At 70.0% G+C, this 24,998-nt stretch carries 24 protein-coding genes; 16 read left to right on the plus strand and 8 right to left on the minus strand.

Annotation, left to right across the window (positions count from 1 at the left end):
* The first annotated feature begins 17 nt into the window (after positions 1-17).
* The 3 genes from QQA12_RS07605 (at position 18) to QQA12_RS07615 (ending at position 2,544) form a co-directional block, all read left to right on the plus strand.
* A complete protein-coding gene (locus QQA12_RS07605; protein ID WP_054665198.1) occupies positions 18-1,259 on the plus strand; it encodes a lipoprotein-releasing ABC transporter permease subunit in 1,242 nt (413 codons plus the stop codon).
* Complete coding sequence (gene lolD, locus QQA12_RS07610) at positions 1,252-1,962, plus strand: lipoprotein-releasing ABC transporter ATP-binding protein LolD (protein WP_226050363.1); 711 nt, start codon at positions 1,252-1,254, stop codon at positions 1,960-1,962. The genes QQA12_RS07605 and lolD overlap by 8 nt, the downstream gene beginning before the upstream one ends.
* Positions 1,963-2,085: 123 nt before the next feature.
* Entirely contained in the window at positions 2,086-2,544 is a 459-nt protein-coding gene (locus QQA12_RS07615; protein ID WP_182334299.1) for a DUF6491 family protein, read from the plus strand.
* A 51-nt stretch (positions 2,545-2,595) separates the two neighbouring features.
* Here the strand turns inward: QQA12_RS07615 and QQA12_RS07620 are convergent, their stop codons facing one another.
* The 3 genes from QQA12_RS07620 to ftsY form a co-directional block, all read right to left on the minus strand.
* Positions 2,596-2,871 carry an oxidative damage protection protein gene (locus QQA12_RS07620; RefSeq protein WP_054665205.1) on the minus strand — a complete coding sequence of 92 codons (276 nt, stop codon included), beginning with the start codon at positions 2,869-2,871 and terminating at the stop codon, positions 2,596-2,598.
* Between the two features lie 30 nt (positions 2,872-2,901).
* A complete protein-coding gene (gene mutY, locus QQA12_RS07625) occupies positions 2,902-3,960 on the minus strand; it encodes an A/G-specific adenine glycosylase (protein WP_226050364.1) in 1,059 nt (352 codons plus the stop codon).
* Positions 3,961-4,037: 77 nt separating this feature from the next.
* Positions 4,038-5,264, minus strand: a complete 1,227-nt coding sequence (ftsY, locus tag QQA12_RS07630) for a signal recognition particle-docking protein FtsY (protein WP_226050365.1) — start codon at positions 5,262-5,264, stop codon at positions 4,038-4,040.
* Positions 5,265-5,375: 111 nt separating this feature from the next.
* Here ftsY and QQA12_RS07635 point away from each other — a divergent pair, with 111 nt between their 5' ends.
* The gene (locus QQA12_RS07635; RefSeq protein ID WP_056932031.1) at positions 5,376-5,675 is read left to right on the plus strand and encodes a hypothetical protein; all 300 of its coding nucleotides are present in this window, start codon (positions 5,376-5,378) and stop codon (positions 5,673-5,675) included.
* 82 nt (positions 5,676-5,757) lie between these two features.
* On the opposite strand, the gene htpG is transcribed toward QQA12_RS07635, so the two are convergent.
* Positions 5,758-7,656, minus strand: a complete 1,899-nt coding sequence (htpG, locus tag QQA12_RS07640; RefSeq protein ID WP_226050366.1) for a molecular chaperone HtpG — start codon at positions 7,654-7,656, stop codon at positions 5,758-5,760.
* Positions 7,657-7,823: 167 nt separating this feature from the next.
* Here htpG and rsmD point away from each other — a divergent pair, with 167 nt between their 5' ends.
* The 5 genes from rsmD (at position 7,824) to ggt (ending at position 11,661) form a co-directional block, all read left to right on the plus strand.
* Positions 7,824-8,468, plus strand: coding sequence for a 16S rRNA (guanine(966)-N(2))-methyltransferase RsmD (gene rsmD / locus QQA12_RS07645; protein WP_054665215.1), 645 nt, complete (start codon positions 7,824-7,826; stop codon positions 8,466-8,468).
* Positions 8,465-8,971: a pantetheine-phosphate adenylyltransferase gene (gene coaD, locus QQA12_RS07650; protein ID WP_054665218.1), complete on the plus strand. Its 507-nt coding sequence runs from the start codon at positions 8,465-8,467 to the stop codon at positions 8,969-8,971. The genes rsmD and coaD overlap by 4 nt, the downstream gene beginning before the upstream one ends.
* Before the next feature lie 45 nt (positions 8,972-9,016).
* Positions 9,017-9,508 carry a hypothetical protein gene (locus QQA12_RS07655; protein WP_054665221.1) on the plus strand — a complete coding sequence of 164 codons (492 nt, stop codon included), beginning with the start codon at positions 9,017-9,019 and terminating at the stop codon, positions 9,506-9,508.
* Between the two features lie 126 nt (positions 9,509-9,634).
* Entirely contained in the window at positions 9,635-9,919 is a 285-nt protein-coding gene (locus QQA12_RS07660; protein WP_054665222.1) for a YfhL family 4Fe-4S dicluster ferredoxin, read from the plus strand.
* Positions 9,916-11,661: a gamma-glutamyltransferase gene (gene ggt / locus QQA12_RS07665; RefSeq protein ID WP_182212447.1), complete on the plus strand. Its 1,746-nt coding sequence runs from the start codon at positions 9,916-9,918 to the stop codon at positions 11,659-11,661. The genes QQA12_RS07660 and ggt overlap by 4 nt, the downstream gene beginning before the upstream one ends.
* 78 nt (positions 11,662-11,739) lie before the next feature.
* On the opposite strand, the gene QQA12_RS07670 is transcribed toward ggt, so the two are convergent.
* Positions 11,740-13,215, minus strand: a complete 1,476-nt coding sequence (locus QQA12_RS07670) for a PLP-dependent aminotransferase family protein (RefSeq protein WP_226050367.1) — start codon at positions 13,213-13,215, stop codon at positions 11,740-11,742.
* Positions 13,216-13,321: 106 nt separating this feature from the next.
* Between QQA12_RS07670 and QQA12_RS07675 the strand changes: the two genes are divergently transcribed.
* From QQA12_RS07675 to QQA12_RS07695, 5 genes are all read left to right on the plus strand, one after another.
* Positions 13,322-14,551: a benzoate/H(+) symporter BenE family transporter gene (locus QQA12_RS07675; RefSeq protein WP_226050368.1), complete on the plus strand. Its 1,230-nt coding sequence runs from the start codon at positions 13,322-13,324 to the stop codon at positions 14,549-14,551.
* Positions 14,548-15,339: a YggS family pyridoxal phosphate-dependent enzyme gene (locus tag QQA12_RS07680; RefSeq protein WP_226050369.1), complete on the plus strand. Its 792-nt coding sequence runs from the start codon at positions 14,548-14,550 to the stop codon at positions 15,337-15,339. The genes QQA12_RS07675 and QQA12_RS07680 overlap by 4 nt, the downstream gene beginning before the upstream one ends.
* 69 nt (positions 15,340-15,408) lie before the next feature.
* Positions 15,409-16,674 carry a serine hydroxymethyltransferase gene (gene glyA, locus QQA12_RS07685; RefSeq protein ID WP_226050370.1) on the plus strand — a complete coding sequence of 422 codons (1,266 nt, stop codon included), beginning with the start codon at positions 15,409-15,411 and terminating at the stop codon, positions 16,672-16,674.
* Between the two features lie 109 nt (positions 16,675-16,783).
* Entirely contained in the window at positions 16,784-17,674 is an 891-nt protein-coding gene (locus QQA12_RS07690; RefSeq protein ID WP_226050371.1) for an MBL fold metallo-hydrolase, read from the plus strand.
* Positions 17,675-17,772: 98 nt separating this feature from the next.
* A complete protein-coding gene (locus tag QQA12_RS07695) occupies positions 17,773-18,678 on the plus strand; it encodes an alpha/beta hydrolase (RefSeq protein ID WP_226050372.1) in 906 nt (301 codons plus the stop codon).
* A gap of 60 nt (positions 18,679-18,738) precedes the next feature.
* On the opposite strand, the gene QQA12_RS07700 is transcribed toward QQA12_RS07695, so the two are convergent.
* The 3 genes from QQA12_RS07700 to QQA12_RS07710 form a co-directional block, all read right to left on the minus strand.
* A complete protein-coding gene (locus tag QQA12_RS07700; RefSeq protein WP_226050373.1) occupies positions 18,739-19,038 on the minus strand; it encodes a PsiF family protein in 300 nt (99 codons plus the stop codon).
* Between the two features lie 81 nt (positions 19,039-19,119).
* Positions 19,120-19,752, minus strand: a complete 633-nt coding sequence (gene upp / locus QQA12_RS07705) for a uracil phosphoribosyltransferase (protein ID WP_056932041.1) — start codon at positions 19,750-19,752, stop codon at positions 19,120-19,122.
* A gap of 102 nt (positions 19,753-19,854) precedes the next feature.
* Complete coding sequence (locus QQA12_RS07710; RefSeq protein WP_226050374.1) at positions 19,855-22,182, minus strand: TonB-dependent receptor; 2,328 nt, start codon at positions 22,180-22,182, stop codon at positions 19,855-19,857.
* 161 nt (positions 22,183-22,343) lie between these two features.
* Here QQA12_RS07710 and QQA12_RS07715 point away from each other — a divergent pair, with 161 nt between their 5' ends.
* Both QQA12_RS07715 and QQA12_RS07720 read left to right on the plus strand, forming a co-directional pair.
* Positions 22,344-23,477, plus strand: coding sequence for a phytase (locus tag QQA12_RS07715; protein ID WP_226050375.1), 1,134 nt, complete (start codon positions 22,344-22,346; stop codon positions 23,475-23,477).
* The gene (locus QQA12_RS07720) at positions 23,474-24,850 is read left to right on the plus strand and encodes a metallophosphoesterase family protein (RefSeq protein ID WP_226050376.1); all 1,377 of its coding nucleotides are present in this window, start codon (positions 23,474-23,476) and stop codon (positions 24,848-24,850) included. Before QQA12_RS07715 ends, QQA12_RS07720 begins: the two co-directional genes overlap by 4 nt.
* Positions 24,851-24,998 lie beyond the last annotated feature (148 nt).

Here is a 24,998-nt window from a genome sequence, read left to right on the forward strand (position 1 = left end):
TCCATCGGCACACGCGCATGTTCAGACCCTTACCCGTCGCAATCGGATTGCGCTACCTGCGGGCCAAGCGCCGCAACGGCTTCATTTCCTTCATCTCCATGGCCTCGATCCTCGGCATCGCGCTCGGGGTCACCGTGCTGATCACCACGCTGGCGGTGATGAGCGGTTTCCAGAAGGAAATCCGCGACCGCCTGCTGCAGATGTCCGCGCACGCCACGGTCAGTGCCGATGGCGCACCGATGAGCGACTGGCAGCATGCGGTGGACGTGGCGATGCGCGATGCGCGCGTGGCCGGTGCCGCGCCCTACATCGAGATCCAGGGCATGCTGGCCGGCCCGCGGGTGCAGGGTGCGATCGTGCAGGGCGTCGATCCGGCGCTTGAGCCGAAGGTGTCGGTGCTGGGCGAGAAGATGCAGAAGGGCTCGCTGGACAGCCTGCAGCCGGGCGAGTTCAACATCCTGCTCGGCAAGGAGCTGGCGTTGTGGCTGGGCGTGGACGTGGGCGACAGCGTGGTGGCGACGCTGGCCGAGATCCAGGGCACCCCGGTCGGCGCGATGGCGCGGACCAAGCGCTTCAAGGTCAGTGGCATCTTCGAGGCCGGTTCCAACGAGATCGACCGCGGCGTGGCCTTCGTCAACATGCGGGACCTGGAGCGGGTGCTGCGGGTGGACGGGGTGACCGGCGTGCGCCTGAAGCTGCACGACATGGACCAGGCCTACACCGTGGCGCGCGACCTGGCGCTGAACCTGGAGGGCGTTTACCGGGTCAGCGACTGGACCCAGGAGAATGCCAACCTCTACCACTCGCTGCGCATGGAAAAGACGGTGATGGGAATCCTGCTGTCGCTGATCGTGGCCATGGGCGCATTCAACCTGGTGTCCTCGCAGGTGATGCTGGTCACCGACAAGCAGGCCGACATCGCCATCCTGCGCACGCTGGGGCTGACCCCGCGCGGGGTGATGCAGGTGTTCATGGTGCAGGGCAGCCTGATCGGGCTGATGGGCACGGTGGCGGGCGTGGTCGGCGGCATCACCCTGACCCTCAACCTGGAGCGCATCCTCGGCCTGATCGAGTCGACCTTCGACATCAAGCTGCTGCCGGAAGACGTGTACTACATCACCGGCCTGCCGACCGACATGCAGACCGGCGACATCGTGGTGATCACCGCGGTGGCGCTGCTTATGAGTTTCCTGGCAACGCTGTACCCGGCCTGGCGCGCGGCGCGCACCCAGCCGGCGGAGGCGCTGCGCTATGAGTGAGAACGCGAGCATGGAATCGGTGATACGCGCCGAAGGGCTGGCCAAGACCTACGCCGAAGGGCGCATGCACACGCCGGTGTTCGACGGCCTCGAACTGGACGTGGCACCGGGCGAAACGGTGGCCATCGTCGGTGCGTCCGGTGCCGGCAAGAGCACCCTGTTGCACCTGTTGGGCGGGCTCGACGTGCCGACCGCCGGCGAGGTGTACGTAGCCGGCCAGCGCATGTCGGCACTGTCCGATGCGCAGCGCGGGCGCCTGCGCAACACCTCGCTGGGCTTCGTCTACCAGTTCCACCACCTGTTGCCGGAGTTCACCGCGCTGGAGAACGTGATGATGCCGGTCATGCTCGGCGGCAGCGGCGTGGCCGATGCCGAGCAGCGGGCGCGGGCGCTGCTGGAGTCGGTCGGGCTAGGCCATCGGCTGGAGCACAAGCCGGGCGAACTGTCCGGGGGCGAGCGCCAGCGCGCGGCGGTGGCGCGGGCCCTGGTGAACCGCCCCGGCTGCGTGCTCGGCGACGAGCCCACCGGCAACCTCGACGACAAGACCGCGGCCACGGTGTTCGAACTGATGCTGGAATTGAACCGCGCGCAGCGCACCAGCCTGGTCCTGGTCACCCACGACCGCGGCCTGGCCCGGCGCCTGGACCGGGTGCTGGAGCTGCGCCAGGCGCGGCTGCACCCGCTGGCGTCCAGCGAGGTCTGAACGTCCGCCCGGGTGCCGGGCGGGCCCCATCCGGACGCGGGCTGAACAGGGCCGCGCCCATTGCTTGCGTGTCACATGGCGCGGTGCAAGATGGGGGAAGTATTCCCCAGCAGGAGGTGCGTCATGAAACGTCTGGCAATCGCCCTATTTGCCGTCGCGGCGCTGGCTGGCTGCGCCACCACCGGCAAGCTGTCCAGCAGCGAACGGCTGCAGCTGTATCGCGCCCATGCCGGCGCACCGGTCAAGGATTTCCAGTACTTCGGATCCCTCAACGGCTGGACCGAACTCGGCGACAGCGCGCTGGCGGTATGGACCAAGCCCAATGAAGCCTGGCTGTTGAACCTGAGCGGCCCGTGCATGGACCTGTCCTATGCCCCGGCGATCAGCGTGACCAACATGATGGGCCGGGTATCGGCCAAGTTCGACCGCGTGATCGTGCGCGGTGGCGGCCCGAACATGATGCGGGTGCCATGCCGGATCGACACCATCCAGCCGTTGGACGTGAAGGCGCTGCGCGCGTCCGAGAAGGAACTGCGCGAGGCCAGGATCGAGGCGCGCGCCGAGGACCAGGGCGGCAACTGACCCGGCCAGGCAACTGTCCAGGGGGCTGGAAACGGCCCCCCCACCTGGGGCTCAGGGGGCGTCGGGCGCGACGTAGCCGGCCGGCTTGTCCGCGCCGCCGCCGAACAGGAACTTGACCAGCTCCTGCTCCAGGAACGCGCGGTGCTTCGGGTCGCGCGGCGACAGCCGGTTCTCGTTGATCAGCATTGTCTGGTGCGCCAGCCACGCCGCCCAGGCCTGCTTGCCGACGCCGGCAAAGATGCGCTGGCCCAGTTCGCCGGGGTAGGGCACGAAGTCCAGGCCTTCGGTTTCGCGTTGTTCGTACTGGCAGAAGACGGAGCGTGGCATGCGGTGTTCCTGTCGGTGGAGCGGGCCGCCTCAGTGGCGGTCGAGCAGCTTGCGGATCGGTGCCGGCAGGCCCAGCGCGGGCAGGTCGGCGCGGGCGACCCAGCGCAGGTCGCCATTGTCGCCCACCCGTGCGCGCAGGGCGACCTTGCGCAGGTGCAGCGGCTGCAGGTGCAGCCGGTAGTGGCTGAAGGTGTGGACGATCAGCGGCAGTTCGCCCGCGGCGTCGTAGTCGCCGTCGATGTTGCCGTCGAACCAGGCGCGCAGCCCGGCATCGGTATCGGCCTGCGGCAGCGTCCACAACGAGGCCCAGATGCCGGTGGGCGGCCGCCTGCACAGCAGGATGCGGCCCTGGTGGTCCTCGAGCAGCAGGGCGCGCGCCTCGCGCTCGGGCAACACCTTGCCCGGCCTGGGCGTGGGCAGCGAATCCACCCTGGCCTGCGCGTGCGCCGCGCAGCTGTCGCGCAGCGGGCACAGGATGCAGGCCGGGTTGGCGCGGGTGCACAGGGTGGCGCCGAAGTCCATCTGCGCCTGGGTGTAGTCGGCCATGCGCCCGGCCGGCACGTGCACGACATGGTCCTGGGCCAGCGCCCACAACTGCCTTTCGACGGCGGGCAGTCCCGGGTAGCCGGCGATGCCGTGGTAGCGGGTCAGCACGCGCTTGACGTTGCCGTCGAGGATCGGGAACGGGTCGTTCCAGGCCTGGCCGAGGATGGCACCGGCAGTGCTGCGGCCGATGCCGGGCAGTGCCAGCAGTGCGTCCGGATCGCGCGGCAGGTCGCCACCATGCAGCTCCACGCAGCGCCTGGCCGCGGCGAGCAGGTTGCGGGCGCGGGCGTAGTAGCCCAGCCCGGCCCAGTGCGCCATCACCGCGTCGTCGTCGGCCGCCGCGAGGTCGGGCAGGGCCGGGAACGATTGCACGAAGCGCTGGAAGTACGGGATGACCGTGGCCACCTGGGTCTGCTGCAGCATGATCTCCGACAGCCACACCCGGTAGGGCGTGCGCGGATGCTGCCAGGGCAGGTCATGGCGGCCATGGCGGTCGAACCAGTCGAGCAGGCGCGAGGAAAAAGCATCGGCGGACCGGCTCATGCGAGCATCTGTACCTGCGCCGGGAGTGGCCTCGGTGGCGCCCGCCGCGATGCCGGACGCCACGCCTGCGTGCGCCATCAGCTGCCCAGCGCCTCCGGCAGCAGCGCGTCGACGAAGGCTTCCGGATCGAATACGCGCAGGTCTTCCGGGCGCTCGCCGATGCCGGCGAAGCGGATCGGAATGCCGAACTCACGGGCCAGCGCGAACACCACGCCGCCCTTGGCGGTGCCGTCGAGCTTGGTCACCACCAGGCCGGTGACGCCGGCGGCGGCGTGGAACTGGCGCAGCTGGTTCAGCGCGTTCTGGCCGGTGGTGCCGTCGATCACCATCAGCACTTCATGCGGCGCGGTGGCGTCGATCTTGCCCAGTACGCGGCGGATCTTGCTCAGCTCGTTCATCAGCCCGGCCTGGGTGTGCAGGCGGCCGGCGGTGTCGGCGATCAGTACGCTGGTGCCGCGTGCCTTGCCGGCCTGCAGCGCGTCGAACGCCACCGAGGCCGCGTCGGCGTTCTGGCCCTGGGCAATTACCGCCACGCCGTTGCGCTCGCCCCATACCTGCAGCTGCGCCACCGCGGCGGCACGGAAGGTGTCGCCGGCGGCCAGCATCAGGCTGTGGCCCTCGTCCTTGAAACGCTTGGCCAGCTTGCCGATGGTGGTGGTCTTGCCGACACCGTTGACGCCGACGGTGAGGATCACGAACGGCCTGGCGTCGCGGTCGATGACCAGCGGCCTGGCCACGGGCTGCAGCAGCGCGATCAGGTCGGCGCGAAGCGCGGCGAGCAGGGCATTGGCGTCGGTGAATTCGCGCGACTTCATGCGCTTGCGCAGGTCCTCGACCAGCGCGGTGGTGGCCGGGACGCCGACGTCGGCGGTCAGCAGCGCGGTCTCGATCTCGTCCAGCAGGTCGTCGTCCAGCCGCGGGTTGCGCGAGAACAGGCCGCCGAAACTGCGGGCGAAGGCGCTGTTGCGCAGGCGGTCACGCCAGCCGGGTTTGCCCGCCGCGGCGGCCGGGGCGGCATTGGCGGGGATCAGGGCGGCATCGGCCGTATCCATCGCCGCCGGTGCCTGGACCGGTACGGCGATGTCCGCGGCTGGCGCGGGTACCACGGCGGCAGGCGCTGGCGCGTCGGATCCGGGCGCCGCTCCGGCGTCGCTGGCGGGAGCCGCATCGGCGATGTCCGCAGCCGGAACCGGCGGTTCGGCGGGCGCGGGGATGGCCGAGGCCAGTTCCTCGGCGCTGAACTGCGGGGGCTTGCCGACCGCAGGCGCGTCCTGGGGTTTCTTGCGACGGAAAAAACTGAGCATGGAAGAGAAAAACCGGGGCAGGTGGACATGCTACCACCGGCGCTGGCGCCGGCCGGTCCGCAGGAGCGTGAAACGGGCTAAAGTCGGCGCCTGGCCGGCCGATGACAAGGCATGAACGCGATTCCCTCGATTGCCGCCTCCGGCATGCGCGTGGCCGTGATGGGCGTGCGCGTGGCCGCGCAGAACATCGCCGTGCAGCCGGTGCAGCCGGTGGGGCCGCGGCAGGTGCTGGCGGTGCAGACCATCGCCGGTGGCGGCGCCAGCGCGCAGGTCACCAGCGGCGAGGGCGCGCCGGACATGGTCGCCGACCTGTTGGCGGCGCGGACCTACGAGGTGGCCTTTGCCGCCAACGCGGTGGTGATCCGGCGCAACAGCGAAATGCTGGGGACGCTGTTCGACGCATTCGCCTGACTACCGCACCCGGGGAGGCCCGGCGCAGCGCCGGGCCAGCGTGGGCCGGCTGCCCCCCTTGCGCGCAAAGGGGGCTCTGGACTCAGGCCGACAGTTCCAGCAACAGCTTGTTGAGCCGGCGCACGTAGCCTGCCGGATCCTTGAGGCCGTCGCCGGCGGCCAGCGCCGCCTGGTCGAACAGCACCCGCGCCAGATCGTTGAAGCGGTCCATGTCGGGCTCGGCGTCGAGCTTCTCGATCAGCGGATGCGCCGGGTTGAACTCGAACACCGGCCTGCTCTCCGGCACCTTCTGGCCGCTGGCCTCCAGGATCTGCCGCATCTGCAGGCCCAGGTCCTGCTCGCCGATGGCCAGGATCGCCGGCGAATCGGTCAGGCGGTGGGACACGCGCACTTCGGCCACGTCCTCGCCCAGCGCGGTCTTGATCCGCGCGGCCAGCCCTTCCTTGGCCTTGGCGGTCTCTTCCTGCGCCTTCTTCTCTTCCTCCGAATCCAGCGTGCCCAGGTCCAGGTCGCCGCGGGCCACGTCCACGAACGACTTGCCGTCGAACTCGTGCAGGTAGTTCATCAGCCACTCGTCGACGCGGTCGGTCATCAGCAACACCTCGATGCCCTTCTTGCGGAACACCTCCAGGTGCGGGCTGTCCTTGACCTGCAGGTAGCTCTCGCCGGTGAGGTAGTAGATCTTGTCCTGGCCCTGGACCATGCGGCCCACGTAGTCGGCCAGCGCCACGTCCTGCGCGCCGTCGCCGCCGTGGGTCGAGGCGAAGCGCAGCAGCCCGGCGATCTTCTCGCGGTTGTTGAAGTCCTCGGCGGGGCCTTCCTTGAGCACCTGGCCGAATTCCTTCCAGAAGCGCTGGTAGTCGGCGGGCGCGTCCTTGGCCAGCTTTTCCAGCATGTCCAGCGCGCGCCTGGTCAGCGCCGACTTCATCGAGTCGATCACCGGCCCGGACTGCAGGATCTCGCGGGAGACGTTCAGCGGCAGGTCGCTGGAGTCGACCACGCCCTTGATGAAGCGCAGGTACAGCGGCAGGAACTGCTCGGCCTGGTCCATGATGAAAACGCGCTGCACATAGAGCTTCAGGCCCTTGGCGGCGTCGCGGTGGTACAGGTCGAACGGCGCGCGGCCGGGCGTGTACAGCAGCGAGGTGTATTCCAGCTTGCCCTCGACCTTGTTGTGGCTCCACGCCAGCGGGTCGGTGAAATCGTGGGCGATGTGCTTGTAGAACTCCTGGTACTCGGCGTCGCTGATCTCCGACCGGGGCCGGGTCCACAGCGCGTTGGCCTTGTTGACCGCCTCCCACTCCGGCGCCGCCGGCTGCTCCTCGTCCTGCGCTTCCCGGCGCATTTCGATCGGCAGGCCGATGTGGTCGGAGTATTTCTTGACCAGGCTGCGCAGCTTCCAGCCATCGGCGAAGCCTTCCTCGCCGTCCTTGAGGTGCAGCACGATGCGGGTACCGCGTTCGGGCTTGTCGATGGTGGCGACCTCGAACTCGCCTTCGCCGCGCGAGGACCAGTGCACGCCCTCGCTGGCCGGCAGCCCGGCGCGGCGGCTGTAGACGTCGACCTGGTCGGCGACGATGAAGGCCGAATAGAAGCCCACGCCGAACTGGCCGATCAGGTTGGCGTCCTTCTTCTGGTCGCCGGACAGGTTCTTCAGGAAATCGGCGGTGCCCGACTTGGCGATGGTGCCCAGGTGCGTGACGGCCTCGTCGCGGCTCAGGCCGATGCCGTTGTCGTCGATGGTCAGCGTGCGCGCGGCCGGGGCGGCCTCGATGCGGATGCGCAGCGCGCCGTCGCCTTCCAGCAGTTCCGGCCGGGTCAACGCCTCGAAACGCAGCTTGTCGGCGGCATCGGCGGCATTGGAGACCAGCTCGCGCAGGAAGATTTCCTTGTTCGAGTACAGCGAGTGGATCATCAGGTGCAGCAGCTGCTTCACCTCGGTCTGGAAACCGCGGGTTTCCTTGTGGGCTTCGGCGGTCATCGTCGGGTTCGCTCCATGGTTGCCTGGCCGCGCGTTGGCGGCCGATGGCCTCACGGATGTGGGCCGGATGGCGGATTTCAAGATCGATGGGCGCTTCGGGCGGGCGTGCGACCGGGCCAGGCGGCCGATTCGGCTTATCATGCGGGCCCGTTCCCGTCGCCTGCCGCATGCCCCGTCCACCACGATTCCACGCCCCGGCTTCCCGGCGTCCCGCGCATGGCGGGGAAGGGCAGGTGCGCATCATCGGTGGCCGCTGGCGCAATACGCGGCTGCAGGTGCCGTCGCTGGAGGGCCTGCGCCCGACCAGCGACCGCGTGCGCGAGACCCTGTTCAACTGGCTGATGCCCAGGCTGCCCGGTGCGCGGGTGCTGGATCTGTTCGCCGGCAGCGGCGCGCTGGGGCTGGAGGCGGTGTCGCGCGGCGCTGCCTCGGCGCAGCTGGTCGAACGCGATCCGGCGCTGGCCGCGGGATTGCGCGGCGTGGTCGAGCGGCTCGGTGCCGCCGGCCAGGTGCAGGTCGCCGCCGCCGACGCGCTGCACTGGTTGCAGACCGCCGCGCCGATGCAGGCCGACATCGTGTTCATCGACCCGCCGTTCGCCGCCGGCCTGTGGCCGCAGGTGTTCGAGCGGCTGCCGCGGCACCTGGCCGCGGACGCGTGGCTGTACGTGGAGGCGCCCGCGGACGCCGTGCCGCAGGTGCCTGCAGGCTGGCGCCTGCACCGCGAGGGCGGCACCCGCGACGTCGGTTATGCCCTGTACGTTCGCGCCGCTGCTACACTTCACGACGACCTGAACGCGACTCCGTCCGCATGACCCAGTCCAACCCGCGCATCGCCGTCTATCCAGGCACGTTCGACCCGATCACCAACGGTCACATCGACCTGGTGCACCGGGCCGCGCCGCTGTTCGAGAAGATCGTGGTCGGCGTGGCGCAGAGTCCGTCCAAGGGGCCGACGCTGCCGCTGGCGCTGCGCGTGGAACTGGCGCGCGAGGCGCTGGCCCGGCATGACAACGTCGAGGTGGTGGGTTTCGACACCCTGCTGGCGCATTTCGTGCGCTCGATGCATGCCGGGGTACTGCTGCGCGGCCTGCGCGCGGTGTCCGATTTCGAGTACGAGTTCCAGATGGCGAGCATGAACCGCCACCTGATCCCGGAGGTCGAGACCCTGTTCCTGACCCCATCCGAACAGCACAGCTTCATTTCTTCCTCGCTGGTGCGCGAAATCGCCCGGCTCGGAGGCGATGTGTCCGGCTTCGTGCCGGCCACGGTGCTGGAAGCGCTGCGCAAGGCACGCGAATCCCGCGTGGGCGCCTGACCCATCCCAACAGCTGCAACGAATCCAAATAGAGGGAGACGATCCATGAAGAACACGATGCGCGTGATGCTGGCCGCTTCGCTGGTGCTGGGCTTCACCGCCTGCAAGAAGGAAGAGGCCGCTCCGGCCGCCGAGGCGCAGCAGGCGCTGGTGGCCCCGGCCAAGGACGACGACGCCGGCTGGCGCAAGTACCTGCAGGCCGTGGCCGTGCAGAACATGGGCAACATCACCAACAACCCGTTCCTGTACTACCTGGTGCCGGAGTCGGACCCGGAGTTCGCCGCCAAGTACGAGCGCCAGGTCGAAAGCGCCACCGCCGCCATCGGCCGTGGCGTGTCGCCGGGCAACATGCTGGCCTTCGGTTCGTCGGCCTCGTCGAAGATGGCCGACCTGATCGAGACCGCGTTCAAGGGCGTGCAGGCCGATTCCATGAAGGGCGTGCGCGTGGTGTACATCGGCGATGCCGCCGACAACGCCCGCGTGCAGACCATCGTGCAGCCGACCGGCGCCGACTACATCTTCGTTGAAGCCAAGTGACCCGTGTCCGGCCGGGCGTGCCTCGCGCATGCCCGGCCACTGCCGGCCCGGCAACGGGCCGCATGGAGCCGGTGGCGCCACGCGCCCCCGGCCTGGCGTCGGCAGGCGCGGGCATGGAGCCGTTCCATGTCTCTGAAAATCAATGAGCTCTGCGTCAACTGCGACGTCTGCGAGCCTGCCTGCCCGAACAAGGCCATCTCGATGGGCGAGACGATCTACGTGATCGATCCGGCCCGTTGCACCGAATGCGTCGGCCATTTCGACGAGCCGCAGTGCGTGGTGGTGTGCCCGGTCGAGTGCATCGACCCGGATCCGGACATTCCCGAGACCCACGACCAGTTGCTGGCCAAGCTGTACGCGCTGCAGCGCGACCACCCCGAACTGTACGAACCGGAGACTCCCTCGGCATGAAACATTTCGCGCGCTCCTTCCTGTTGTTCGCGCTGGTGCTGGCACCGGCGGCATGGGCGGCGCAGACCGCGCCGCAGGCGCTGGCCACGCACCCCGACGGCGCGGCGATCGCCAGCGGCCACGAACTGGCGACCAAGGCCGGCATGGAGATCCTGGCCAAGGGCGGCAACGCGTTCGATGCCGCGGTGGCGGTGTCGTCGACGCTGGCCGTGGTCGAGCCGATCAGTTCCGGTCTGGGCGGTGGCGGGTTGTTCATGCTGCACGACGCGCGCACCGGCAAGGACGTGATGCTCGACGCGCGCGAGACCTCGCCGGCGTCGGCCACGCCGGAGCGTTTCCTGGATGGCAACGGCGACCTGGACCGCGACCGCTCGGTCAACGGGCCGTGGTCGGCCGGCATCCCCGGGCTGCCGGCGCTGCTGGTGCAGGTCGCACGCGAACACGGCCGGCTGCCGTTGTCCGAGTCGCTGGCGCCGGCCATCCGCGTGGCCACCGACGGCTTCCCGGTGTATGCGCGCATGGCGCGCGGCTATGCCGCGCGGCGCGAGGTGATGGAGCGCTATCCCGGCACCCGCGAGGTGTACCTGCGCAACGGCCGTCCCATCGCCGAGGGCGACATCTTCAAGCAGCCGGAACTGGCCCATACCCTGCGGCTGCTGGCGGACAAGGGCTTTGACGGCTTCTACCGCGGGCAGACCGCGCAGAAGCTGCTGGCCGGGGTGAAGAAGGCCGGCGGCCAGTGGACCGCCGCCGAGCTGGCCGGCTACACGGTGAAGGCACGCGAGCCGATCGTGTTCGACTATCGCGGCTGGAAGATCACCACCGCGCCGCCGCCGTCCTCCGGCGGCATCGCGCTGGCGTCGATGCTGCAGATCCTGGAGGGCTGGGACCTGGCCAGGCTGGACGACGCCCACCGCACCCACCTGGTGGTGGAAGCGATGCGCCGGGCCTACCGCGACCGTACCTTCTTCCTCGGCGATCCGGACTTCGTGCAGATCCCGCAGAAGGTGCTGACCAGCCGCGACTACGCGCAGGGGCTGCGCGCGACCATCCACCCGGACAAGGCCACCCCGAGCGACCTGCTGTCGGGCAACCCGACGCCGCTGGAGGACGACGAGACCACCCACTTCTCGATCATCGACGGCGAAGGCAACCGCGTCGGCGGCACCCAGACGGTGAACCTGCTGTACGGCTCGGGCTTCATCCCGGCCGGCACCGGCGTGCTGCTCAACAACGAGATGGACGACTTCGCGCTCAAGCCGGGGACGCCCAACGCCTTCGGCGTGATGGGCTACGAGGCCAACGCACCGAAGCCGGGCAAGCGCATGCTCAGCTCGATGACGCCGACCTTCATGGAGAACGACGAGAAGGTGATCGTGATCGGCACCCCGGGCGGCAGCCGCATCATCACCATGGTGCTGCTGGGCATCCTCGGCTACGACGCCGGGCTGGATGCGCAGCAGGTCGCGGCGCTGCCGCGCTACCACCACCAGTGGCTGCCGGACGAGATCTCGGCCGAGAGCGGCGCGTTCACCCCGGAAGTGGCGCGCCAGCTGCAGGCCATGGGCCACAAGGTCGACCTGCCCGGCGACAGCGCCGACGGCGGGCGCGGCTCCAGCCACGTGTGGGGCAACCTGCAGACGGTGGAATGGAACCGGCGCAGCAACACCCTCAGCGGCGGCAGCGATCCGCGCAACCCGGTCGGCAGCGCCGAAGTGCGCAGGACGGGCAAGGGCGACTGAGTCCCCCAACGCACGCCGAAGCTGACACGAGACCCCGCCGCGAGGCGGGGTCTCGCGTTCCAGGCCCGCCGTCCGCGCTCAGCGTTCGAGGCCGCGCAACACCCCGGCCAGCGTGCGTACCGCGGCTTCCAGTTCATCCGGCGCGTGCGCGGCGAAGCCCATCAGGAAGCCGCTCTGGTCTGCTTTCCCCGCGTATAGCCCGCCCAGCCCCAGCAGGTCGATGCCGGCGCGGCGGGCCGCATCCACCGCCCTGGCTTCGGGGATGGCACGGGTGAGGAGGCAGGGCATCTGCATGCCGCCGGCCGGCACGCGCGGCTGCAGGTAGCCTCCGAGATGGCGGCCGACCAGCCGCGCCAGCAGGTCGCGGCGCTCGCCATAGAGCTGGCGCATGGCGCGCACGTGCGCGCCGAAATGGCCGCCTTCGATGAAGCGGGCCAGGGTCAGCTGCGGAACCGGTGCGCTATGCCCGTCCAGCAGCGTGCGCGCCACGGTCATCGGTTCCACCAGTGCCGGCGGCAGCAGCATGTAGCCGATGCGCAGGCCGGGGAACAGCGATTTGGTGAACGTGCCGATGTAGATCGTGCGCTCGTGGGGGTCCAGGCCCTGCACGCAGGCGGTGGGTTTGCCGGCGTAGTGGAACTCGCTGTCGTAGTCGTCCTCGATGATCCAGGCGCCGTGCCGCCGCGCCCATTCGATCACGGCCAGGCGCCGGTCCAGCGCCAGCGTGGCGCCGGTCGGGAACTGGTGCGACGGGGTCAGGAACACCGCGCGCGCAGGTGCCGCCTCGTGCAGCTGCTGCACGCGCATGCCATCGGCGTCCACCGGCACCGGCACGCATTCCAGCCCGGCGGCCTCGAACGCGCGCCGCGCGCCGTGGTAGGCCGGGTCCTCGATGAAGATGCGGTCGCCGGCATCGAGCAGCACGCTGGCGCACAGGGCCAGCGCCTGTTGCGAACTGGTCAGCACCAGCACGCGTCCGGGCGTGGCGCGGGCGCCGCGTTCGAGATTGACGTAGTCGGCGATGGCCTGGCGCAACGCTTCCATGCCCTGTGGCGGGCTGTGCAGCAGGGCGGCGCTGCCATGCTCCCTGAGCACCTGCCGTTGCAGGCGTTCCCAGGTCTGCAGCGGGAACTGGCGGGTTTCGGGCAGGCCGGGGGCGAAGGCGCGCGGGGCCAGGAAGTCGCGCACGCCACCGTCCCGGAACAACGCCGCGCCGCGCCGGCTCAGGGCGGCGGCCAGCGGTGCCGGGCCGGCCCGGCGCGCCGCGGTGCGGCGCCGCCGCACGCGCTCCGACACGAAGCTGCCGCTGCCCACGCGCCGCTCGATGAAGCCTTCAGCGTGCAACTGGCCATAAGCGGCCTCGACGGTGTCGCGGGAGACCGCCAGCGAGCGCGCCAGCGCACGCGATGCCGGCAAGGGCCGGCCCACGTCGATCGCGCCGTCGAGGATCAGCTGGCGCAGGGCGCGCTGGACCCGTGCGTGCAGCGGCAGCGCGGCATGCGCCGGGTCGGCGACCCAGGCCTTGACCGATTCAAGCTGGGCGTGGCGGAACAATTGGTCGGTATCCAGGTGAAAAAGTGGATGGGTAAATCAGTCCATTACGCAGCTATAAAACAGCCCCGGGCCCGCCCCGTCAACCGCCTGGAGCCACCGTCCACCCATGCCATCCCCCGCCGTTCCCGCACTTCGCCTGCGCGACCTGCCACACCCGGTCATGGCCGGGCTGGTCTCGGTCATCGTCAACTACGGCGGCACCTTCATCCTGGTGTTCCAGGCCGCCAAGGTCGCCGGCCTCGGGCCGCAGATGACCGCCTCGTGGGTAGGGTCGGTCTCCATCGGCGTGGGCCTGACCGGGCTGCTGCTGAGCTGGCGCTACCGTGAGCCGATCATCACTGCCTGGTCGACGCCGGCCGCCGCGTTCCTGGTCACCGCGCTGGCGACCACGCCCTGGGCCGAAGCGGTGGGGGCCTTCCTGCTCTCGGCCGCGGGCTTCGTCATGCTGGGCCTGTCGGGCCGGTTCGAACGGGTGATCCGGCGGGTGCCACCGGCGGTCGCCGCCGGCCTGCTGGCGGGCATCCTGCTGCAGTTCGGGATCAAGGCGTTCGCGGGACTGGACGTCGACCCGCTGCTGGCCGCGGTGCTGATCCTGGCCTACGTGGTGCTCAAGCGCGTGAGCGCGCGCTATGCGGTGGTCGGCATCCTGCTGGCGGGGCTGGGCCTGCTGCTGGCACAGGGACGCATCGACCTGGGTGGGCTGGAACTGCGCCTGGCCACGCCGGTGTTCACCATGCCGGTGTTCACTTTCAATGCGCTGCTGGGCGTCGCGTTGCCACTGTTCCTTATCACCCTGACCGGGCAGTACATGCCGGGCATGCTGGTGCTGCGCAACGATGGCTTCCGGACCCGGGCCGATCCCATCGTCACCACCACCGGGCTCGGTTCGCTGCTGATGGCGCCGTTTGGGTCGCATGCCATCAACATCGCCGCGATCACGGCGGCGATATGCACCGGGCGCGAGGCGCACGAGGATCCGTCCAGGCGCTGGATCGCCGGTGTCGCCGCCGGCGTGTTCTACCTGCTCGTGGGCATGTTCGGGGTGACGCTGGCGGCGCTGTTCATGGCGTTGCCGGCGACCTTCATCACCACGCTGGCGGGGCTGGCCCTGCTGGGCACCCTGGGCGGCAGCCTGGCCGCGGCGGTGGCCGATGCGCGCACCCGCGAGGCGGCACTGATCACCTTCCTGGCCGCGGCCGCCAACATCACCCTGTTCGGCATCGGTGGCGCGTTCTGGGGGCTGGTGATCGGGTTGCTGGCGCACCTGCTGCTCAACGGCCGGCTGCCGGCTGGCAGGCAGCCGGCGCTGGCCGACACGGGAGCAAGCCGTCCATGATCCCGGCCACCCTTACTTCGCACGAACGCCACGGCCGCTACCCGCAGGCGCTAGTGGTCGACGATTTCCGCCGCAACCTGGCGGCGGTGCAGGCGCGCATCGCCGCGGCCTGCCACCGCGCCGGCCGCGACCCGGCCGGGGTACGCCTGCTGCCGGTGAGCAAGACCAAGCCCGAAGCCAGCCTGCGCCTGGCCTACGCCGCGGGGTGCCGCCTGCTGGGCGAGAACAAGGTGCAGGAAGCACACCACAAGTGGGAGGCGATGCAGGACCTGGCCGACCTGCACTGGTCGGTGATCGGCCACCTGCAGACCAACAAGGCCAAGCTGGTGGCACGCTTCGCCAGCGAGTTCCAGGCGCTGGACAGCCTGCGCCTGGCCGAGACCCTGGACCGCCGCCTGCAGCTGGAAGGCCGCCAGCTGGACGTGTTCGTGCAGGTCAACACCTCCGGCGAGGACAGCAAGTACGGGCTGGCACCGGCCGACGTGCCCGGCTTCATCGCCGGACTGCCGCGGTTCCCGTGCCTGCGGGTGCGCGGGCTGATGACCCTGGCGCTGTTCTCCGACGATGCCGCGCGGGTGCGCGCCTGCTTCGTGCGCCTGCGCGAGCTGCGCGACCGCCTGCGCCAGCAGGCGCCGGACGGCATCGGCCTGGACGAGCTGTCGATGGGCATGTCCGGCGATTTCGAGATCGCCATCGAGGAGGGCGCCACCGTGGTGCGCGTCGGCCAGGCCATCTTCGGCGCGCGCGACACCCCCGACAGCCATTACTGGCCGGCCGCCGGTCCATGAGCCGGCCGCTTTCCCACGCCACGCCGGACCTGCCGGTCCGTTCCCGATCCAAGCCCAGGAGCCGCCCCCATGCATGACCCATCGTCGCGCCTTGCCGATTTCGATCCCGAACTGGCCGCGGCCATCCACGCCGAGGAGTGCCGTCAGGAGGACCATGTCGAACTGATCGCATCGGAGAACTACGCCAGCCCGCGGGTGCGCGCGGTGCAGGATTCGGTGTTCACCAACAAGTACGCCGAGGGCTATCCAGGTCGCCGCTACTACAGCGGCTGCGGCAACGTGGACGTGGCCGAACGCCTGGCGATCGAACGCGCCAGGCAGCTGTTCGGCTGCGACTACGCCAACGTGCAGCCGCATGCCGGCGCCCAGGCCAATGCCGCGGTGTTCCTGGCCCTGGCCGATCCTGGCGACACGGTGATGGGCATGAACCTGGCCCAGGGTGGGCACCTGACCCACGGCAACCCGTCCAACTTCTCCGGCCGGCACTACCACATCGTGCCCTATGGGCTCGATCCGGAAACCGGGCTGGTCGACTACGACGCGATGGAGCGCATCGCGCTGGAGACGCGGCCGCGGCTGCTGATCGGCGGCTTTTCGGCCTACTCGCGGCACAAGGACTGGGCGCGCATGCGGGCCATCGCCGACCGTGTCGGCGCGTTGTTCTGGGTAGACATGGCGCACGTGGCCGGGCTGGTCGCGGCCGGGGAGTACCCGGACCCGCTGCCGCATGCGCACGTGGTCACCAGCACCACGCACAAGACCCTGCGCGGCCCGCGTGGCGGCCTGATCCTGGCCAGCGGGCAGGGTGCCGATTTCTACAGGAAGCTCGACTCGGCGGTGTTCCCCGGGGTGCAGGGCGGCCCGCTGATGCATGTGATCGCGGCCAAGGCGGTGGCCTTCAAGGAGGCCCTGCGGCCGGAGTTCAGGGCCTACCAGCGACAGGTACTGGCCAATGCGCGGGCGATGGCCGCGGCGATCCAGCGGCGCGGCTATCGGATCGTGTCCGGCGGTACCGACAACCACCTGATGCTGATCGACCTGCGCGACCGCCCGTATACCGGAACCCAGGCCGATGCGGCGCTGGACGATGCCGGCATCACCACCAACAAGAACTCGGTTCCGGGCGATGCGCGCCCGCCGTGGGTGACCTCGGGCCTGCGCATCGGTACCCCGGCGGTGACCACCCGCGGCTTTGGCGTGGCCGAGTGCACGCAGCTGGCCGGTTGGCTGTGCGACGTGCTCGATGCGCTGGGCGAGGGCGCGCATGCGCAGGTCGCCGCGCGCATCCGCGGGCAGGTCGTGGCGCTGTGCCGGGCGCATCCGGTGTATCGCTGAGTACCGTCGCGGCAGCCGCGGCAATGGCCCCCGGAGGCGCCCCCGGGGGCGATGCCAGGACCGTCGCCGGCTTGCGAATATTTAACGCAACGGCGGTAGAATTTTTCACATGAAACTATGGTCGATCCGTGGCAACAGCCAGAAGCTGGACGGTGGGGCGATGTTCGGCAACGCGCCCAAGGCCGTGTGGGAAAAATGGTCGCCGGCCGATGACCTGAACCGCATCGAGCTGGCCTGCCGCGCGTTGCTGGCCAGCCCGCTGGGCGGCAAGACGGTGCTGTTCGAGACCGGCATCGGTGCGTTCTTCGAGCCGAAGCTGCGCGAACGCTACGGCGTGCAGGAGTCGCGCCACGTCCTGATCGACTCGCTGCGCGAAGCCGGCTTCGAGCACGAGGACATCGACGTGGTGGTGCTCAGCCACCTGCACTTCGATCACGCCGGTGGACTGCTGGCGCCCTGGTCGGAAGGGCGCGGGCCGGAACTGCTGTTTCCCAACGCGACCATCGTGGTCGGCGCCACGCACTGGGAGCGGGCGCGGCATCCGCATCCGCGCGACCGCGCCAGTTTCATCCCGGAACTGCCGGGGCTGCTGGAGGCCAGCGGACGCCTGGAAATCGTCTCCGGCGCGCATTCGCAGGCGCTGGGCGAGTCGGTGCGTTTCAGCTTCAGCGACGGGCATACGCCGGGCCTGATGCTGGCCGAGATCGTCGGCCCGGAGCGTATCGGCGGCCAGCCGCATGGCGGCCTGGTGTTCTGCGCCGACCTGATCCCGGGCCGCTCGTGGGTGCACGTGCCGATCACCATGGGCTACGACCGCAACGCGGAACTGCTGATCGACGAGAAGCGCGCCTTCCTCGAGGACAAGCTGGCCCGCAACGTGCACCTGTTCTTCACCCACGACCCGCAGTGTGCGATGGCCCGGGTGACCCGCGACGACAAGGGCCGCTTCGGCGTCGCCCACGAGGTCGCCGAACTGCGCGCGCGTTCGCTGGCAGCCTGAAAAAGTGACTTCCGGCACCGCGCACGGGTGACCGCCGGCCCGTGCCGCGTGCGGCCGCGTTGCCCAGACTGGTCCCGTCTTCCAACACGGGATCGAGCATGAAACAGCAGCAGGACAGTCGTCTTCCACGGCGGCCGGCCGACGGCCGGCATGGGCGGGTGCGCGCCATGGGCACGCGCCATGTCTTTGGTGGCATGCTCGCGCTGGTGCTGGCCATGCTGGGCGTGGCCCAGCACGCCGTCGCCGCCCCCAGTGCCACGCAGCCGCTGCAGGTATCGCCCGGGCGTGCCACTACGCTGGCGATCTGGGAGCCGGCGCAGGTACGCGGCGTGGTGTTGTTCTCCAGCGGGCATGGTGCCTGGCCGGAGCGCTACGAGCGCCTGCTGCAGTCCTGGGCCGACGCCGGTTTCGTGGTGCTGGCGCCGCTGCACGTGGACTCGCTCAGGTACCCGGGGCGCGAAGCGTTCTCGCTGCAGCAGGGGTTCGGCGAGCGCCTGGCCGACATGCGTGCGACCAGCGCCTATGCCAGGGCGCATTGGCCGGATGTGCCGGTGGCCGCGGCCGGGCACAGCCTGGGCACGCTGATCTCGGCGGTATTGGGGGGTGCCCTGGCCGAGCTCGGGCCGCTGCGCGATCCCACGGTGGTGGCGGTGCTGGGCTATTCCTCGCCCGGCCGCATCGCCGGACTGATCGGGCCGGATTCCTATGCATCGCTGGCGGTGCCGCTGTTGCTGGTGACCGGCGACGAGGACCGGGTGCCGGGCTTTGTCACCGACCCGGCCGACCATCTGTATCCGGTGCAGACCGCGCCGGCCGGCGACCGGCGTGCGGTGGTGCTCCCCGGCGGTGGCCACAACCTGATCGGCGGGGAGCCGGAAGCGCTGTTCGAGCGTGCCCGGCAGTTGGGGACCGCATTCCTGCAATCGCGGCTGCTGGGCGATGAGCCGGCGCGGCAGTGGCTGGATGCAGCGCCGCCGGCGGGCGAACGCGGGCTGCGCCGCTGACCCGGCCGGTTGTCGCCATGGCGCGGGTCGCGTGCGCTCCGCTGCGTGGCCCGGCGGCCATCAGTGGCTGCGCAGGCAGTTGCTCATGAACGTCTTGCGGGCATCGCCGCTCAGCTGCCGGGTCGCGGCGTCGGCGTTGCATCGGGTCATGCGCTGCTGCGGGGTGGTCGCGGCCGTGGCGGCGGGATGGCCGCTGAGGCAGGTGCGCTGGGCGTCCTTGTAGGCATCGCCCTTGAGGCCCTTGTTCCTGGCCGAGCATTCGGCCATGCGCTGTTGTTGCGGGGTGGGCGTGCCGGCAATGGCCGACAACGACGCGGTGGCGGCCAACAGCAGGCAGGCAAGCAGGACGGGACGGTACATGGCGCGGCTCCGGGGTGGATGACGGGCGCAAGCATCCGCCTGCGCGGGTGCAAGCCGCCGTGAAGCCGCGATGTAGTTTTTTTAATGCAGGCGGGTGCCGAAGATGCGGTCGCCGGCATCGCCCAGCCCGGGCAGGATGTAGCCCTTTTCGTTCAGGCGCTCGTCGATGGCCGCGGTGTAGATCTCCACGTCCGGGTGCGCCGCCTCGACCGCGCGCAGGCCCTCGGGGGCGGCAACCAGGAAGATGCCCTTGATGCGGCGTGCGCCGGCACGCTTGAGCATGTCGATGGTGGCGATCAGGGTGCCGCCGGTGGCCAGCATGGGGTCCAGGATCAGCGCGTCGCGCTCTTCCAGGCGGCCGGTCAGGCGCTCGAAGTAGGGGACCGGCTGCAGGGTTTCCTCGTCGCGCTGCAGGCCGACCACGCTGACGCGTGCGGCCGGGATCAGCGACAGCACGCCGTTGAGCATGCCCAGCCCGGCGCGCAGGATCGGCACCAGGGTGATCTTGGCGCCGGCGATGCGCTGCACGGTGACCGGGCCGGCCCAGCCCTGCATCGTGCACGGCTCGGTTTCCAGGTCGGTGGTGGCCTCGTAGGCGAGCAGGCTGCCCAGTTCGTCGGTCAGCTCGCGGAATTCCTTGGTGCTGAGCGAGGCCTGGCGCATCAGGCCGATCTTGTGCTGGACGAGGGGGTGGCGGACTTCGACGATCTTCATGGCGGGCCGGGCAGGGGGAAGTGCGGGAAGTCTGCACTACAAGCCGGCGTTTCCACAAAGAAAAGCCAGCGCGAGGCCGGCTTTTCCCCGTGTCCGCGACGCTCAGAACGCCCAGCGCATCACCAGCTGGTAGCTGGGGCCGGCCTGTTCGGTCTCCAGCTCGTACTCGTCGTACTTGCGGCCGAGCTGGTCGTCCAGGTTGTCGAACTTGTGGAAGAACTCGTCCTTGGATGCATCCAGCAGGTTGGCCGCGCTCAGGCGCACGGACAGGTTCCGGCCAAAACGCTTCTCCACGAACATCTCCAGGTCGTCGCCGTACTTCACCGTCACTTCCTCGGCCAGGATGCGGCTGTAGGCATCGCCCTGGCTGCGGAAGGTGGCGCCGAAGCTGGCCGCCAGCGACGGGATGTCGTGGATGAAGCCGATGTTGTAGACGCTGCGCGCCTGGTCGTTGAAGCGACGTTCGCCACGGAAGTCGCTGACCTTGCTGTCCAGCCAGGAGTAGTTGAGGAACAGCCCGGTATTGGGCAGGCCCAGTGCGGTCAGCGGGGTGGACAGGTCGAATTCCACGCCACGGACCGTGCCGTCGCCGACGTTGGCCGAGGTGAACAGCCAGCTTTCCGGGGCGAAGGTGAAGTCCTTTTCGCTGGCGCCCGGGTTCTTGGCCAGGAATTTCTTCAGGTCCTTGGCATAGCTGTCCTGCGCGTCCTCGCTCCACTGCCCGGTGTTGACCAGTTCGATCAGGTCGCTGACGTCGCGGTAGAACAGGTTCACGCCGACCACGCCGTGCTTGCCGAGCCGGCGCTCGAAGCCCAGGTCGATGCCGTTGGCGGTTTCCGGCGACAGCCGCGGGTTGCCGACGTAGTCGTTGTCGCCGTACTCGCCGTCGAGCAGTGCGGGGATGAGTTCGTTGAAGTTCGGGCGCTTGACGGTACGGGCCAGCGACAGGTTGATGCGGGTCTGTTCGCTCACGTCCCACTTCAGGTGCAGCGACGGCAGCAGTTCGTTGTAGTCGCGACGGACCTGGCCGCCGGCATCGCCATCTTCGTGGTGGCGTACGTCCGAACGGGTGGTCTCGTAGCGCAGGCCGGTTTCCCAGGACAACGCGCCGGCATGGCCGGACAGCATCGCATACGGGTCGAGCCGGGTTTCCTCGATCAGCGAGCCGATGACGCCGTCCAGCGCATAGTCCACCGTGTCGCCTTCGCGCGCGGCCTCCCACGCGTAGCGGGTGTAGGACACGTCGCGCTTCTTGCGCCGGTAATCGATGCCGAACTCCAGCTCGGCGGCGCCGAGCGGACGCACATGGGCGAGCTTGGCGCCGACTTCGGTATCGCGCGCGTCCACCGCTTCGGCCTCGGCCTCGGAGGCGTCCCAACTGCCGTTGAGGTATTCGTGCTTCTCCTCGCGCTCGGCGCTGCCGTCCTGGAAACGGGCGAAATCCAGGTCCAGCCGGGTGCTGCCGCCGGCCATGTCGAAGCGGTAACCGGCGCCGATGCCCCAGTTCTGCTGGTCCACCGGGTTCAGCCCCGGCACCCGCGACTCGATGACGTCGCCATCGTCGTACTCGACTTCGTGCGAGACCTCGGTGACGTCGCGGTCGGTCTTCACGAAGAAACCGTCCACGCTCAGCCGGCCGCTGTCGCCGATGTCGGCGCTGTAGGAGACGTTGGCCGAGTAGTCGCGGCCGTCCTTGACCTCGTTCTGGTCCTCCCAGCTGAGCAGCTCGCCGCGGCCGGGGTCGGTGTAACGGTCCGAGCGCTTGATCTTGCCGCGGTAGCGGTCCTGCACGTTGACGCCGGCCAGCAGGCGCCCGCCCAGCGCCTTTCCGCTGGTCACCGCGCCGAAGGTGGGGTTGAGCTCGCCGTCGAACCAGCGGTTGACGCCCACGCGCAGGTAGCTGCCGTCGAACTGGTAGGCGTCGCGCAGCACGATGTTGATGGTGCCGGCCATCGCATCGCCGCTGCGGTTGGCGCTGGCGCTGCGCAGGATCTCGATGTGGTCCACCATTTCGGCGGGGATGCGGTCCACCCAGAACGAGCGGTCGTCGCCGGCGCCGGGCACCTTCTTGCCGTTGATCAGCACCTGGGTATAGCCGGCGGCCATGCCGCGCATCATCGCGCCGTCGAACTCCATGATGTCCGAGCCGACGAAGGTCATGCCCGGCACGCGCTTGAGCATGTCGCCGACGGTATTGGGCTCGAAGCGCTGGAAGTACTCCAGGTCGTAGGACAGCACCGGCTCGATGTCGGCGGTGCGGTTGCGGTAGGCGATCTCGCCCTGGACCACGACGGTGTCCAGTTGCTTCGGTTCGCCCGTGCCGTCCGTGGCGCCATCCGGACTGGCCTGGGCGAACGTCGCGCCTGCCGGCAGCAGGGTGGCGCAGACGAGGGCGTGCGACAGGCGCAGGGCCAAGGTGTTGCGTTTCATCGGGTGGAAGGTCCGTGGGTTGAAAATGAACGGAACTTTCACCTCGCGGTATGGCAGCGGCGTGACAGCGATGCTGCATGATGACAGCCGCATGTCGCTTCTCCGCGCTGTCACATTGGGGTCATACGATGCGCGGCTACCCCTGCCGCATCGAGGATTCCATGACGTCGCGCCGCCCGCTCCGCCTGTTGCCGTTGTTGCTGCTGTTGCCGCTCGCGGCGTGTTCCGTCGCCCCGGTCGTGGCCGACCGCGAGCCGGACCAGTACGACGCCGACGATGTGTTGCTGCGCGACCACCCGGTGCCGCACGTGGTCGTGCGCGAGGCGTTCGTGACCGCGGCCACGCCGGAGGAGAACATCGATTCGCCGGCCAGCTGGCTGCAGGACGGCCGGCGCATGCTTGTGGCCACGGCCAAGGCCACCGATGCGCTGGTGGTGTACGACGGAGACACCGGCCAGCGCCTGCGCACGGTGGGCGGCCCGGGTACGGCACCGGGACGGCTGCAGCGCCCCAACGGCGTGGCGACCATCGACGACCGCTATCTGTTCGTGGTCGAGCGCGACAACCGGCGCGTGCAGATGTTCCGGTTGCCGGAGTTCACCCCGCTGCTGGTGTTCGGCGCGGCCGAACTGCAGCAGCCCTATGGCCTGTGGGTACGTGCCAGCGGCGACGGCTACGAGGTGCTGGTCAGCGATGCCTACATGGCCGGCGAGGATGCCAACGGCGACGACATCGTGCCGCCCCTGGACCAGCTGGACCGGCGCTTCCGTCGCTACCAGGTGGCGCGCGCTGGCGATGGCTGGAGCGCACGTGCGGCCGGTGCCTTCGGCGACACCAGCGCGGCGGGCGCGATCCGCGTGCCCGAGTCGCTGTTCGGCGACCCGGCCCACGACCGCCTGCTGGTGGCCGAGGAAGACGTGCCCACCGGCACCCGCCTGCGCGAGTACGACCTGCAGGGGCGCTACCTGGGTCGGGACGTCGGCGCCGGGCAGTACCGGGCGCAGGCCGAGGGCATCGCGCTGATGGCCTGCGCCGATGGCAGCGGCTGGTGGGTGGCCAGTGACCAGTTCGCCGACCGCACCGTGTTCCACCTGTTCGAGCGCCGTGGGCTGGCGCACGTCGGCTCGTTCGCCGGCCAGGTCACCGGCCTGACCGACGGCGTGTGGCTGGACCCGCGCGGCGACGCGCGCTTCCCGCAGGGCGTGTTCTACGCCTCGCACCTGGACCAGGGCGTGGCCGCGTTCGACTGGCGCGACGTCGCCAGCGCGCTGTCGCTGCCGGCGTGCGCGCAATGAGCGCGCGCCAGGACGCGCTGCGCCGGGGCGTGCTGCTGCTGCTCGCGCTGGCAGGCGGTGCGCAGGCGAACACCGCGGTCGAGCCCAATACACGGGTGCCGGCGGCGGTGATGCACTACGCGCCCAGTGGCTTTCCCGACCGCATCGTGGCCTCGCCGCTGCAGGACGGCGCCGGCGGTTTCGCGGTGTCGTGGCGGACCGACGCGTCGGTCTCCGCGCCGATCCTGGAAATCGTCGTCGCCGGCGATTCCCCCGATATGGGCGCACCGCGGCGGCTGGCGGCCGCCAGCCGGGCACAGGCCACGGAAAATGGCCAGGCCCACCAGCACCATGTCCGCGTCGATGGCCTGCAGGCGGACACGCTTTATGCCTGGCGGGTGCAGGGCGACCGTACCTGGAGCGCCTGGCACCACACCCGGACCGCGCCTGCGCCGGGCCAGCCGTTGACCCTGCTGTATTTCGGCGATACCCAGAACAAGAACGTCAGCCTGACCACGCGGGTGGTGCGCGAGGCGATGCGGCATGCGCCGGATGCGCGCCTGGCGCTGTACGCGGGCGACCTGGTCAGCGGCGGCGACGGCGAGGACGACAACGAGTGGGGCGAGTGGTTCGAGGCGGCCGGTGCACTGCCGACCTCGATGGTGGTGGCGCCGGCGGCGGGCAACCACGAGTACTTCGAGGAATTCGAGGACACGCCCCGGGAACGCCGGGTGCTCGGTGCGCACTGGCCGCTGGCCTTCGCCCTGCCGGGCAACGGCGCGCCGGGCGCGCAGGCCACCAGCTACTGGTTCGACTACCAGGACGCCCGCGTGGTGGTGCTCGACGGCACCTCGGCGCTGGACCTGGGCACGGCGCAGGCGCAGGCGCGCTGGCTCGAGCAGGTGCTGGCCGGCAGCCCGGCCCGCTGGAACCTGGTGATGGTCCACCAGCCGATGTTCTCGCCGCGCCAGGATCGCGAGAACCGGTTGCTGCGCGAGCATGTGCTGCCGGTGCTGGAGCGGCACCGCGTCGATCTGGTGCTGCAGGGCCACGACCATGTCTATGGCCGCCGCGGCGGCCGGGTGGCCGGGCAGGCCACGCCGCAGTACCTGGTGTCGGTGGCCGGCGCCAAGCAGTACCGGCTGTCGACGCAGGCACGCGCCAGCATGGCGCCGGTGGCCGAGGACACGCAGTTGTTCCAGGTGCTGCGCATCGATGGGCAGCACCTGCGCTACGAGGCGCGCACCGCCACCGGGCGCCTGTACGACGCGTTCGAGCTGGTGCGCGATGGCGACGGCAGGCAGTTGCACGAACGCAGCGAGGACCGCATCGGGCCGCGTGACTGCCCGCGCCCGCTCTCGCCCAAGGGCCGCGGCGACCGCTGCTGGGAGTAGATGGCGGGACCGGGGGTAGGCAGCGACGGCCGTCAAGCTTCCGCGCCTCGAGGGATGCCAGTGGAAGCACCGCCGCCTATACTCGCCGCGATCGCGTGCCGCCAGGCGCGCGCAACCGGCCTGTCGCCCGGGGACGTCGTCGGTACGC

It is taken from the genome of Stenotrophomonas sp. 17(2023), from assembly GCF_030345315.1.
In the GTDB taxonomy this organism is placed as follows: Bacteria; Pseudomonadota; Gammaproteobacteria; order Xanthomonadales; family Xanthomonadaceae; genus Stenotrophomonas; species Stenotrophomonas acidaminiphila.

What these genes read in the sequence shown, in the direction of transcription:
- QQA12_RS07615 (WP_182334299.1), top strand. Translation starts at nt 2,086, where the DNA reads ATGAAACGTCTGGCAATCGCCCTATTTGCCGTCGCGGCGCTGGCTGGC.
- QQA12_RS07620 (WP_054665205.1), bottom strand. Translation starts at nt 2,871, where the DNA reads ATGCCACGCTCCGTCTTCTGCCAGTACGAACAACGCGAAACCGAAGGC.
- QQA12_RS07675 (WP_226050368.1), top strand. Translation starts at nt 13,322, where the DNA reads ATGCCATCCCCCGCCGTTCCCGCACTTCGCCTGCGCGACCTGCCACAC.
- QQA12_RS07695 (WP_226050372.1), top strand. Translation starts at nt 17,773, where the DNA reads ATGAAACAGCAGCAGGACAGTCGTCTTCCACGGCGGCCGGCCGACGGC.
- lolD (WP_226050363.1), top strand. Translation starts at nt 1,252, where the DNA reads ATGAGTGAGAACGCGAGCATGGAATCGGTGATACGCGCCGAAGGGCTG.
- QQA12_RS07720 (WP_226050376.1), top strand. Translation starts at nt 23,474, where the DNA reads ATGAGCGCGCGCCAGGACGCGCTGCGCCGGGGCGTGCTGCTGCTGCTC.
- htpG (WP_226050366.1), bottom strand. Translation starts at nt 7,656, where the DNA reads ATGACCGCCGAAGCCCACAAGGAAACCCGCGGTTTCCAGACCGAGGTG.
- rsmD (WP_054665215.1), top strand. Translation starts at nt 7,824, where the DNA reads ATGCCCCGTCCACCACGATTCCACGCCCCGGCTTCCCGGCGTCCCGCG.
- QQA12_RS07710 (WP_226050374.1), bottom strand. Translation starts at nt 22,182, where the DNA reads ATGAAACGCAACACCTTGGCCCTGCGCCTGTCGCACGCCCTCGTCTGC.
- QQA12_RS07635 (WP_056932031.1), top strand. Translation starts at nt 5,376, where the DNA reads ATGAACGCGATTCCCTCGATTGCCGCCTCCGGCATGCGCGTGGCCGTG.
- QQA12_RS07700 (WP_226050373.1), bottom strand. Translation starts at nt 19,038, where the DNA reads ATGTACCGTCCCGTCCTGCTTGCCTGCCTGCTGTTGGCCGCCACCGCG.
- QQA12_RS07660 (WP_054665222.1), top strand. Translation starts at nt 9,635, where the DNA reads ATGTCTCTGAAAATCAATGAGCTCTGCGTCAACTGCGACGTCTGCGAG.
- QQA12_RS07715 (WP_226050375.1), top strand. Translation starts at nt 22,344, where the DNA reads ATGACGTCGCGCCGCCCGCTCCGCCTGTTGCCGTTGTTGCTGCTGTTG.
- QQA12_RS07605 (WP_054665198.1), top strand. Translation starts at nt 18, where the DNA reads ATGTTCAGACCCTTACCCGTCGCAATCGGATTGCGCTACCTGCGGGCC.
- QQA12_RS07655 (WP_054665221.1), top strand. Translation starts at nt 9,017, where the DNA reads ATGAAGAACACGATGCGCGTGATGCTGGCCGCTTCGCTGGTGCTGGGC.
- QQA12_RS07690 (WP_226050371.1), top strand. Translation starts at nt 16,784, where the DNA reads ATGAAACTATGGTCGATCCGTGGCAACAGCCAGAAGCTGGACGGTGGG.
- glyA (WP_226050370.1), top strand. Translation starts at nt 15,409, where the DNA reads ATGCATGACCCATCGTCGCGCCTTGCCGATTTCGATCCCGAACTGGCC.
- coaD (WP_054665218.1), top strand. Translation starts at nt 8,465, where the DNA reads ATGACCCAGTCCAACCCGCGCATCGCCGTCTATCCAGGCACGTTCGAC.
- upp (WP_056932041.1), bottom strand. Translation starts at nt 19,752, where the DNA reads ATGAAGATCGTCGAAGTCCGCCACCCCCTCGTCCAGCACAAGATCGGC.
- QQA12_RS07680 (WP_226050369.1), top strand. Translation starts at nt 14,548, where the DNA reads ATGATCCCGGCCACCCTTACTTCGCACGAACGCCACGGCCGCTACCCG.
- mutY (WP_226050364.1), bottom strand. Translation starts at nt 3,960, where the DNA reads ATGAGCCGGTCCGCCGATGCTTTTTCCTCGCGCCTGCTCGACTGGTTC.
- ggt (WP_182212447.1), top strand. Translation starts at nt 9,916, where the DNA reads ATGAAACATTTCGCGCGCTCCTTCCTGTTGTTCGCGCTGGTGCTGGCA.
- ftsY (WP_226050365.1), bottom strand. Translation starts at nt 5,264, where the DNA reads ATGCTCAGTTTTTTCCGTCGCAAGAAACCCCAGGACGCGCCTGCGGTC.